The sequence below is a fragment of the Sulfuricaulis sp. genome (genome assembly GCF_049587675.1).
In the GTDB taxonomy this organism is placed as follows: Bacteria; Pseudomonadota; Gammaproteobacteria; order Acidiferrobacterales; family Sulfurifustaceae; genus Sulfuricaulis.
The window spans coordinates 1-9,937 of sequence record NZ_JBAVEJ010000225.1 but is presented as its reverse complement, the minus strand read 5'-3'; the positions used below and the strand labels follow the sequence as shown (position 1 = coordinate 9,937).

Below are 9,937 nucleotides of genomic sequence, written 5' to 3'. Positions count from 1 at the left end.
AGGCAGGCATGACCATGTGGGGCATGTTGTTTGTGCTAGGCACGCTGGCTTTTGTCCTTTTTTTGTTTTTCAAGCTGCTTCCACCCTACATGGACGACTTCAAGCTAAAAAGCGCGCTCGACAGCCTGGGCCGACAACCCGATGTTGGTAGCATGACACTACCTGAGGTGAAGGAAGCCATTCGTAAGCGTCTCGAAATCGACAGCGCGGATGATCTCTTCGATCTAAATAAAATATTGAGTGTCGAGCCGCGTGGAAAGATGAAGAGAATCCGGATTAATTACGAGTCAGTCGTACCGATGGCGTTCAATGTTTCCGCGCTGATAAACTTCGATCATGCTATCGAGGTCCGTGGCCCTGAATAAGACGCTCGATGAGTTTGGCCGTCGGCTGACCTACACCTTCCAACGGCCCGAACTGCTCGAGCAGGCTTTAACACATCGCAGCAAAAGCGCAACCAATTACGAGCGCCTCGAATTCCTGGGCGACAGCATCCTTGGGTTCACAATTTCTTCCGAGCTCTACAACCGCTATCCGGGCCTCTATGAAGGAGAGCTGACGCGGTTGCGCGCCAGTCTGGTCAACAAAAACACATTGGCGGCACTGGCGCGCGATATCGGGATTGGAAATTATCTGCGCTTGGGAGAAGGAGAGCTAAAAAGCGGGGGTTACGACCGCGACTCAATCCTGGCGGATTCACTCGAGGCGGTGTTCGGCGCCATCTGCAAGGACAGTTCGGTGGACGAAGTGATGCGAGTCATCCTGCATCTCTACCGCGAGCGGCTGGAGGGCCTCGATCCGCATTCGGTCCCCAAGGATCCCAAAACCCAATTACAGGAACATTTGCAAAAGCAGGCCCTGCCCACGCCTACTTACGTCGTGCGTGAGATTACCGGCGAAGCGCACAACCAGAACTTCGTGGTGGAGTGCCAGGTAACCGGGCTCGATACTCCTGTGCGAGGCCAAGGCAGCAGTCGGCGCCACGCCGAGCAGGAAGCCGCCGCAAGGGCGCTCGACCTGCTTTCCCGTCTCTGATGCTCGAGACCATTATGCGCTGCGGACTCGTGACCCTTGCCGGGCGTCCCAACGTCGGAAAATCCACGCTCTTGAACCGTCTGGTCGGCCAGAAGATCAGTATTACCTCGGCGCGCGCCCAGACCACCCGCCACCGCCTGCTGGGTATCAAGACCACCGAGCATGCCCAGGCAATCTATGTGGATACGCCCGGTCTGCACAAGGATAATAAAGGCATGATGAACCGACACCTGAACCGCGTGGCCGGGGCAAGCCTGCAAGGCGTGGATTGCATTATCCTGCTGATCGCGGCGAGCGGATGGACTAAAGAGGACGAGTATCCGTTGCAGATGCTGGCCAAACAGGACATTCCGGTGATTCTTGCGATCAACAAGCTGGACCAACTCAAGGATCGTGGCCAGCTGCTGCCGCTGATGGAACAATCGGGTCGCAAGATGGTGTTTGCCGATATCGTTCCGGTTTCCGCGCGCACGGGTATCAATGTGGACGATCTGGAAAAAACCATTCTCAAATATCTGCCGGAACAGCCGCCGTTGTACCCGGCGGATCAGGTCACGGACCGCGGCGATCGCTTTCTCGCGGCGGAGCTTGTACGCGAACAGATATTTCGCAGCTTCCAGCAGGAAGTGCCCTATGCCACGGCGGTCAGTATCGAAAAATTCAAGCGCGTCAAGGGTACACTGCACGTAGAGGCAACAATCTGGGTGGAGAAGGAGGGACAGAAACCTATCCTGATTGGAAAAGACGGCCAACGCCTCAAGGTCGTCGGAAGTCGCGCGCGTCTGGCGATGCAAAAACTTTTCGCCAAGAAGGTCCATCTTAATCTGTGGGTGAAAGTCCGCGAGGGCTGGTCCGATAATGAGAGACTGCTGAGCAGTCTGGGTTACACTGACGAGAACTGAACGATGCGCATTCATCAGCAGCCCGCCTATGTACTGCATCACCGCGACTACAGCGAGACGAGCTTGCTGCTTGAAGTATTCACGGCGCATCACGGGCGCATCGGGTTGATCGCCAAGGGTGCGCGGCGCGCGAGCAGTCGCATGCGCGGTATCCTCAAGCCCTTCCAGCGCCTGCTGATCGGCTGGAGCGGCAAGGGCGAGCTCGCGGTACTCACCAGCGCCGAGCAGGATGCCCCCGATACCGCGCTCATCGCTCAGGCATTGTATTGCGGTTTCTACATGAACGAGGTTTTATTGCGCTTGCTGCACCGCCATGATCCTCATGATGCGTTATTCGAGGCATACCAGGATGCATTGCAACGCTTGCACCGGGACGCTACCAATGAGGCAGTATTGCGTATTTTCGAAAAGCATCTACTGCGCGAACTGGGATACGGTCTGGTGCTTGATCGCGATGTTGCCGACAACGCTCCCATTGAGGAACAAGCCATCTATGATTACACCGTCGATCGAGGCCCCCGGCGCCTGATACACCCCGAGCTGAACCGCCCGACGGAAGGGATTCGGATACGCGGAGCAAGTCTGCTGGCCCTGATGCAGGAATCGCTAGGCGACCCGGTCGCCTTACGCGATGCCAAGGCGTTGATGCGCGCGGCGTTGGCGCGGCACCTGGGTGACCAGCCGCTGCATAGCCGCAAGCTGTTCCGCCGTGTTGTCGCGACACCTGCCGTGGAAACTATCGTGGAGACGAGCATTGATAAAGCTGGGTGTTAACATCGATCATGTGGCCACCCTGCGCCAGGCGCGTGGGACGCGCTATCCCGATCCCATCCAGGCGGCACGCGAGGCCGAGCAGGCCGGCGCCGACTCCATCACGCTGCATCTGCGCGAAGACCGCCGGCACATCCAGGACCGGGACGTCGAGATACTGCGTCAACTTCTTCAAACCCGCATGAATCTCGAAATGGCGGTGACGGACGATATCGTGGCGTTTGCCTGCCGCATTCGCCCGCAAGACTGCTGCCTTGTCCCGGAGCGGCGTCAGGAGCTGACCACCGAAGGTGGATTGGATGTGGTCGGTGGATTCAAAAATATCACCGCCAGCTGTGTTCGGCTGGCGGATGCCGGTGTGCGGGTATCCCTGTTCGTCGATGCCGACCCGGATCAGATCGAAGCGGCGGCCAAAACCGGTGCACCTGCAATTGAAATTCATACAGGTCGGTATGCGGATGCCGAAACCGACGAGATCCAGCGGCAGGAACTGGTGCGCATCGAGCAAGCGGTGCAGCAGGGGTTGGCACTCAAACTGCTGGTGAACGCCGGCCACGGCCTCAACTATCACAACGTCCAGGCGATCGCCGCCATACCCGGAATCTCGGATATCAACATTGGACATGCCATCATCGCGCGCTCTCTGTTTACTGGCATGCAAGAAGCCGTGCGCGAAATGAAGCGACTGATGAATGAGGTGGCGACATGAGCAATGAGCCGGGACTCCGCATAGCTGGGATGCGAGCGTCCGCGAATGTCGCCGGTCGCCGACGGTATAGCGTAGTGGTTTTGTTCGGCCTCACGAGGCGACGGGCATGAGCCGCGACCGCCGGCTTGACGTGGAGGTTTTCTCGGGACTTTCGGAGGTGCCGACATGATCTACGGTATCGGCACAGACATCGTGCGCGTTGGACGCATACGGGATGATCTCGTTCGCTTCGGAGATCGATTTGCCGAACGAATTCTGACGGCAAATGAGTTGCTCGAATTTCATCAGAACGCTAACAAGGGGAACTTTCTGGCGCGCCGTTTCGCCGCCAAGGAAGCCGCGGTAAAGGCCATGGGCACCGGGTTTAGCAACGGTGTGATAATGCACGACATCGAAGTGACCCATGACGAGCAGGGTAAGCCCATGCTGGTGTTCCACGGACGTGCGCGCGAGTTTATGCAGGAAAGAAGCGTTGTGGTGGCCCACATCAGTCTTGCGGATGAACAGGATCATGCCGTGGCGTTCGTCACGCTTGAAACCGCATAAGATATCATTCTGCGGAACGTTACCGGCTAGACATTTAGTCGCAACGGCCCGCCTAGGCGCCACGCGGAAGTAGTGAAAGACGAGCCAGTGATGGGTCTGAAAGCGATTCGCGCCGGGTAATCGATTTCTTTACCACGTGTTCCATGACAAAATAGCCGTGGTGCCCACGTGGCGCATGAGAGTGACGTTATGGGAGACGAGAACATTCAGCTTGGCTTTAAAGCGATCGAGGTCTGGCCAAAGGGACAGGAAGCGGAAATCTGCGGCGATCCCACCATCCGCATAACCACCTTTACCGACACACAGGAATATCATCCGCGCTTTGTCGCCAAAATCCTAGAGTTCGAGGAGCACCAGCGGCTGCGTAAGCGTTATTTTCGTGGCGCGGGAGGAACTAAGATACTCAACCTGGGGCAGTGGGTCAGCTCGGAGGTCGAATTGATCAACGCGCGTGCCATGTCGCTGTTCAAACGCGTGCTGGAGTGCGATCAGGCGGTGGTGGATCTCAGCTGGGCCAATGTCTATCGCTCAGGCGATTACTGCATGCCGAGCAGCCAGCTGCGTTCAACGGCAAGCGTGGTGTATTGTCTCGATCCCGGTGATGAGGATCCCGAAGATGCGCACAGTGGGCGTTTCTGTTTTGTGGATCCGCGCCTTCACAACTGTTGTCAGGAACAGGATGGCTGCATGACCACGCCTTTTCTGCCTGGCATGACGGCCGGCACCATGATCATTTTTCCGAGCCAGCTGGTGCATGCTGTGAATCCCTACACCGGGAAACGCCCGCGTATCACGCTATCGTGGAACATCAACAAGAACGCACTTCCGGGTTCATCGCTGCCGGTAAACCTGGAACAGGGCGCCTAAGTTATCAAGAATTCAAGCCGTTGCCCGTTTCGGAACGTTTACATGCGTGCGCTCCGTAATAATATTGGCGTGCGAGGTAGGTGATCTTTGCTTGTTACGTTGGATATATTTGATGGAACCGCTGGAAAAAGCGAGAGTCTCGTCATTCTGCACGGAGTTGGTTTCCCGGATTACCCTGCCGAATGCAATGGCGGCGAAAAATCCAGTTACGGTCCACACCAGCAATATAATTAGAAATGTCTCGGTGCCCATTCCAAACCTCCGTGTAGGTGAGTACTTCTTACAGAATTCCCTAGATCATCCTCGATAGCAACCGTTTTTGAGCCTTTTCCATATCAGCGGCACCAAAATGCTGACGGACGGTTAGGATGATTGAAGAATGGAATGCGGTACTGTCGACGGTTGGGAAATGAAAGTGGATTATGTATCCTGCTTGAGGGTGTTCTACGACGTGCTCATTGTCGGCTGCAGTGGATGCAAGTGACGGTGAGATGTTTCGAAACTATTCGATGGCGCCTCCGGAAGACGCAGAGGTTTCCTGATCCGAGAAGGTGTCATTCACACGGATCGCCTTACCTAATCCTATAGCGGCCAATAGGCCGACAACCGCCCATACCAAAATGATGAGAACAAATAAACCGCCGCTCATACCTTAACCTCCATGTTAGGGTGAGTAACTTTCAATAGAATTCCCTAAATCACCCAAAATTGCAACTGCTCAGGAACTTTTCTGGTGCTTCCGTCGTAACCACAGAAAATGGAAAATTAGCACCAATTAGCTGCGGCACCTTGACCAAGATCAAAAAAAAACCGCTGCCGTGGAGCGTTAACATTGAGAACTGGCGGTTAAATAGCGGTTGAGTTGTACAATCAACATTTCAAGCAGCCACGACCTGTGCCACGATTACCACACTGTTGTTGAGCAACAACAGAATCAAATCATTATTTATGGAATTATTCAGCACGGACGCGAACGCTGAGGTAAACGTGTTTAACCGGACGGAAGCGCGGATGGTACACGCCATGCGCGTTGTAGTTAAGGATCAATGTGCAGCCAATCCATGACGGACTTGTCATTGATGCTGAATATGATGATGGTATCCGCTCAGATTTCACGCGCCTTGCGCGACAGGCGTTCATTGATTTCTTCCGGAGTCTCGGCGTAGATGTCCTACAGAGTGACGAAAGTATTGAACGGGCGCTTGGGATGATCAAGCAGGATTTCAACATTGGCCGTCGGCGGGAAGCTGCCGGTCTTGTTCAGTATTACCGCCTGCGGTCAGGTACAGCCCGCAAGAATTGATAACAACACGAAAATCGATGCGATCCGGAACGTCATTCGGGAAAATTTACGGGACGCGGGATAAAAAAATACTGAATGTACAGTTATGCTCAATTCGCTTGTTCCGCCGCCTTGTCAAAAGCAGATTGGGCACCAGGATAGTCACCGCGCTTCAAGCGTGCCTGTCCGATGATGCGCCAGTTTTCAGCACGCAAAGTTTTATTGTCGCCCGCCCAGCCGTTCGACCTCGCCGCCAGGCCCTCGGCCTGCTGATACTGTCCCTGTTGCAGACGCAGCTTGGCCAGCTCGTGCCACAAGGCCGGGTTGCGCGGCTCGATCCGCAGCGCGCGCTCGAACGATTCCGCGGCCGCGTCGAGCTTCCCGTTGGCGGCGTCCGCCCGGCCTGCATCCGCCAGCGCGATCACGGCGTTGTTGTCCGATACCGGCAGGGATTCCGCCTCGCGCGTCGGCAATCCGGCACAACCGGCTATCGAAGCCGCAATTACGAATAATACTCCAGCGAAAGAATGTCTCGTCATTCAAACAACCTTTTGAACCAGTTTTTGATGGACTGTCCTTGCAAAGCGGCGGCACAGGGCGCGGTTTCCACCGGAGCCGAACCATGTATGAATGGCAGCGACACCGCGCCCTGACAGTTATCGTCGGCGCGACGGCCGGTGGTGGAATCGACCCAGACCATCTCGATGTTATCCGGCCGCGGCGGTTCCAGCGGCTCGGGATCGAGTTTTGCCATCATATCACCCCAGACAGTCATGGCGCCGCTGGCGCCGGTCATGTTGATCGGCTGATTATCGTCACGCCCGATCCATACCACGGCCAGACGATCGCCGGTATATCCCGCGAACCAACTGTCGCGCAGATCGTTGGTGGTGCCGGTTTTTCCTGCGACATGGATATCCGGCGACAGAAACTTGTTCAAATCGTTGGCGGTGCCTTCGCGTACCACGCCCTGAAGCGCGCTGGTGATGAGATAGGCCGGTCCCGGCTCGATCACCTGCTCGATCGAAAGGGGATAACGCTGCAACGGTTGGCCTTCCACGGTGAGGACTTCGCGAATCGCGCGCAGTGGCACACGGAAGCCACCGCTGGCGATGGATTGATACATCTGCGTGACTTCCAGCGGGCTCAGGCCGTCGGCTCCCAGCAGGCTCGAGGCGTAGGTATTCAAATCGCGTTCGACGCCGAGGCGGCGCACGTTATCCATGACTGTGCGCACGCCCAGCGACAGGCCGAGGCGGACCGACGAGACATTATAGGAGTTGGCCAGCGCGAGGCGCAGCGGCACCTGGCCGTGGAACGCCTTGTCGTAGTTGTGCGGCTCCCAGTCGGCGGCGCCACGTTCACGCCACACGAGCGGGCTGTCGTCCAGCAGCGTCGCCAGCGTGTAGGCATCCGGGTGCTCGAGCGCGGTGAGATAAATCACCGGCTTGATGAGCGAACCGACCGGACGCTCGGTATCGAGCGCGCGGTTGAATCCCTCGTAGCGTGTGTTGCGTCCGCCGACCAAGACCTGGATCTCGCCATTTTGCGCGTTGCTGACCACAATCGCGCCTTCGAGCGCCTTCTGCGGGATGCGTCGGGCCTTTTCCAGTTGCGTCAGTCGGGTGGTGAGGGCGCGTTCGGCGGCAAATTGGGCCAGCGGATCGAGCGAACTGAATATCTGCAAGCCCTCCGAACGCAAGTCCTCCTCGCGGTAGTCGCGCCGCAGCTGGCGGTGCACCAGTTCCACGAACGCCGGATAAAGCGAGGTTCCGCCCGGCGCCTGTTCAACCACTCCCAAGCCCGTGGCCCTGGCGGTGGCGTATTGCTGCTGGGTAATGGCCTGCTGTTGACGCATTTCCTCAAGCACCAGGTTGCGCCGTGACATAGCGCGGGCCGAATGCCGGCGCGGGTCATAATAAGATGGCCCCTTGACCAGCCCGACCAGCAGCGCCGCCTGCGGCAGATCAAGCTGCGACAGCGGGCGGTTGAAATAAAAATGGCTGGCAAGACCGAACCCATGGATCGCGCGGTTACCGTCCTGCCCGAGATAAATCTCGTTCGCGTAGGCTTCGAGTATTTCCTCCTTGGAATAATGCAGCTCCAGCAACTGCGCCATGATCATTTCCGTGAACTTGCGGCGCAAGGTGCGCTCGGGTGTCAGGAAAAAATTCTTCACCAGTTGCTGCGTGAGCGTGCTGCCTCCCTGCACGCCGGCACCTCGTAATGTTGTCACCAAGGCGCGCGCCACGCCGCGGGGATCAACGCCATGATGGGTATAGAATTGCCGGTCTTCGACCGCGATCAGGCCCTTGATCAGCAGCGGCGGCACCTCGTTCAATTTCACCAGCACGCGATCCTCGTTGTGCGCTGGATAGATGCCGCCGATCAGCAGGGGATCGAGCCGCGCAAGCGTGACCGGTTTTTCTGTCTTGAGATCAGTGAGGCTTCGTAAATGACTACCATCGAAATCAGCACGCAGTTGCTGAGCAGCCTGTGCACCATCCCAGAATACAAACGGTCGCGTGGCGATGATAAATTCGTCGCGCTGTTGCCGGAAACTGCCCGGATCGAGTTGGCTACCAGCATCGCGATAGCCCAACATGGCCAGTTCGGTGCCCAATTGTTCCGGGCGTAGTTTAAGTCCCGGATAAAGCTCGAGGGGCCGCGCGTAGACCCGCGCTGGCAGTGCCCAGCGCTTGCCCTCGAATTGGACGCGTACCGTGATATCGAGATAAAGCACAAAACCCGACAGCATCAGCAACAGTGACAACAAGGCAAGCCGTAGACGCTTGCGCGTGACAAAATGGCGAAGTTTTTCGAACAACGGACTATCCTCGGATACCTGCGGGAAACGTATCTGGCGAGTGAACTCAGCGAAAAATGAGGCCGGATTATACCGGAGAATTCAATGTTCCGGCCGGTGCCGTGGTCAGGTCGACGATGGCTTTCATTGCCATCATATCTGTGCGGAAAAAACAGGTGTAATACAGACTAAATATCAGACTTGAGAAACATGCGTGCGGCCAGTGGCTGGCGCGGTATTTTGATTTCAATCAAAGTAAGACGGTTGTGTTTTGTGGTTTCCTGAGTGCTTGGGAGAGGCGTCCGATAACGTGGCACCGAAACGTTTTTGTGGAAATCACCGGAAGTGGCATAACATTGCCTGACCCGCGACACCGGGCCCCTAACCCAAGGGAGAAAGCAAACCATGTGTTTAGCAATACCGGCAAAGGTTGTACAAAAGCTGGAAAACGATCAGGCGCTGGTGGAAGTCGGCGGAGTCCACAATCAGATTTCACTCATGCTGGTTGAGGACGTGACCGTCGGCGATTACGTGATTGTCCACGTTGGTTTTGCTATCGCCCGGCTGAATGCCGACGAGGCGGCAAAGTCGCTCGCGCTGTTTGACGAGATCGCCCGCCAACTCGAAGAAAATCCACATGAAGTACATCAGTGAATTTCGCGACAAACGGGTTGCCACGGCGCTAGCCGCCACGCTGACCGCCGAAGCCAATCCCGCGCGGGATTACAGCCTGATGGAATTCTGCGGCGGCCACACGCACGCAATTTTCCGTTACGGTATCCAGGATTTGCTTCCTCCCAACGTGCATCTGGTACACGGACCCGGCTGCCCGGTGTGTGTCTTGCCTATCGGTCGTCTCGACATGGCGATAGAACTCACTGAAAACCCGAACGTGATTCTGTGCAGTTATGGCGACATGCTGCGCGTCCCGGGCTCACGCAAGCGCAGTTTACTTAAATCCCGCGCACAAGGACGGGACGTGCGCATGGTGTATTCCTGTGCCGAGACCATTCGTATCG

General features: G+C 56.7%; 13 protein-coding genes and 1 pseudogene. 10 read left to right on the top strand and 4 right to left on the bottom strand.

Annotation, left to right across the window (positions count from 1 at the left end; genetic code table 11):
• The 7 genes from WB402_RS11935 to WB402_RS11905 all read left to right on the top strand — a co-directional run.
• Positions 1-365: DUF4845 domain-containing protein (locus tag WB402_RS11935; protein ID WP_424208133.1), on the top strand; the 365-nt coding region annotated here is incomplete at its 5' end.
• The gene (gene rnc, locus WB402_RS11930) at positions 358-1,035 is read left to right on the top strand and encodes a ribonuclease III (protein ID WP_424208135.1); all 678 of its coding nucleotides are present in this window, start codon (positions 358-360) and stop codon (positions 1,033-1,035) included. The genes WB402_RS11935 and rnc, both read left to right, overlap by 8 nt.
• A 14-nt stretch (positions 1,036-1,049) precedes the next feature.
• Positions 1,050-1,937, top strand: coding sequence for a GTPase Era (era, locus tag WB402_RS11925; protein ID WP_424208131.1), 888 nt, complete (start codon positions 1,050-1,052; stop codon positions 1,935-1,937).
• 3 nt (positions 1,938-1,940) lie between these two features.
• Positions 1,941-2,711, top strand: a complete 771-nt coding sequence (recO, locus tag WB402_RS11920) for a DNA repair protein RecO (RefSeq protein WP_424208129.1) — start codon at positions 1,941-1,943, stop codon at positions 2,709-2,711.
• Complete coding sequence (gene pdxJ / locus WB402_RS11915) at positions 2,692-3,417, top strand: pyridoxine 5'-phosphate synthase (protein ID WP_424208127.1); 726 nt, start codon at positions 2,692-2,694, stop codon at positions 3,415-3,417. The genes recO and pdxJ overlap by 20 nt, the downstream gene beginning before the upstream one ends.
• 165 nt (positions 3,418-3,582) lie before the next feature.
• Positions 3,583-3,963 carry a holo-ACP synthase gene (acpS, locus tag WB402_RS11910; protein WP_424208125.1) on the top strand — a complete coding sequence of 127 codons (381 nt, stop codon included), beginning with the start codon at positions 3,583-3,585 and terminating at the stop codon, positions 3,961-3,963.
• Positions 3,964-4,152: 189 nt separating this feature from the next.
• Complete coding sequence (locus WB402_RS11905) at positions 4,153-4,830, top strand: putative 2OG-Fe(II) oxygenase (protein ID WP_424208123.1); 678 nt, start codon at positions 4,153-4,155, stop codon at positions 4,828-4,830.
• 12 nt (positions 4,831-4,842) lie between these two features.
• On the opposite strand, the gene WB402_RS11900 is transcribed toward WB402_RS11905, so the two are convergent.
• Together WB402_RS11900 and WB402_RS11895 are read right to left on the bottom strand one after the other, a co-directional pair.
• Complete coding sequence (locus WB402_RS11900) at positions 4,843-5,082, bottom strand: hypothetical protein (protein ID WP_424208121.1); 240 nt, start codon at positions 5,080-5,082, stop codon at positions 4,843-4,845.
• Between the two features lie 250 nt (positions 5,083-5,332).
• Complete coding sequence (locus WB402_RS11895) at positions 5,333-5,479, bottom strand: hypothetical protein (protein WP_424208119.1); 147 nt, start codon at positions 5,477-5,479, stop codon at positions 5,333-5,335.
• A 399-nt stretch (positions 5,480-5,878) separates the two neighbouring features.
• On the opposite strand from WB402_RS11895, the gene WB402_RS11890 reads away from it, so the two are divergent.
• The gene (locus WB402_RS11890; RefSeq protein ID WP_424208117.1) at positions 5,879-6,133 is read left to right on the top strand and encodes a hypothetical protein; all 255 of its coding nucleotides are present in this window, start codon (positions 5,879-5,881) and stop codon (positions 6,131-6,133) included.
• 89 nt (positions 6,134-6,222) lie between these two features.
• Here the strand turns inward: WB402_RS11890 and WB402_RS11885 are convergent, their stop codons facing one another.
• Entirely contained in the window at positions 6,223-6,651 is a 429-nt protein-coding gene (locus WB402_RS11885) for a tetratricopeptide repeat protein (protein ID WP_424208115.1), read from the bottom strand.
• Positions 6,648-8,939 carry a penicillin-binding protein 1B gene (mrcB, locus tag WB402_RS11880; protein WP_424208113.1) on the bottom strand — a complete coding sequence of 764 codons (2,292 nt, stop codon included), beginning with the start codon at positions 8,937-8,939 and terminating at the stop codon, positions 6,648-6,650. The genes WB402_RS11885 and mrcB overlap by 4 nt, the downstream gene beginning before the upstream one ends.
• Positions 8,940-9,323: 384 nt before the next feature.
• Between mrcB and WB402_RS11875 the strand changes: the two genes are divergently transcribed.
• On the top strand, positions 9,324-9,572 hold the full coding sequence (locus WB402_RS11875; RefSeq protein ID WP_424208111.1) for a HypC/HybG/HupF family hydrogenase formation chaperone: 249 nt from the start codon (positions 9,324-9,326) through the stop codon (positions 9,570-9,572).
• Positions 9,556-9,937 (top strand): annotated as a pseudogene (locus WB402_RS11870) (hydrogenase formation protein HypD); the annotation flags it as partial. The gene WB402_RS11875 and the pseudogene WB402_RS11870, both read left to right, overlap by 17 nt.

Bases quoted from the DNA above. Each gene is read 5' to 3' on its own strand.
- era (WP_424208131.1), top strand. From the start codon at position 1,050: ATGCGCTGCGGACTCGTGACCCTTGCCGGGCGTCCCAACGTCGGAAAA.
- recO (WP_424208129.1), top strand. From the start codon at position 1,941: ATGCGCATTCATCAGCAGCCCGCCTATGTACTGCATCACCGCGACTAC.
- acpS (WP_424208125.1), top strand. From the start codon at position 3,583: ATGATCTACGGTATCGGCACAGACATCGTGCGCGTTGGACGCATACGG.
- WB402_RS11905 (WP_424208123.1), top strand. From the start codon at position 4,153: ATGGGAGACGAGAACATTCAGCTTGGCTTTAAAGCGATCGAGGTCTGG.
- WB402_RS11900 (WP_424208121.1), bottom strand. From the start codon at position 5,082: ATGGGCACCGAGACATTTCTAATTATATTGCTGGTGTGGACCGTAACT.
- WB402_RS11895 (WP_424208119.1), bottom strand. From the start codon at position 5,479: ATGAGCGGCGGTTTATTTGTTCTCATCATTTTGGTATGGGCGGTTGTC.
- WB402_RS11885 (WP_424208115.1), bottom strand. From the start codon at position 6,651: ATGACGAGACATTCTTTCGCTGGAGTATTATTCGTAATTGCGGCTTCG.
- WB402_RS11875 (WP_424208111.1), top strand. From the start codon at position 9,324: ATGTGTTTAGCAATACCGGCAAAGGTTGTACAAAAGCTGGAAAACGAT.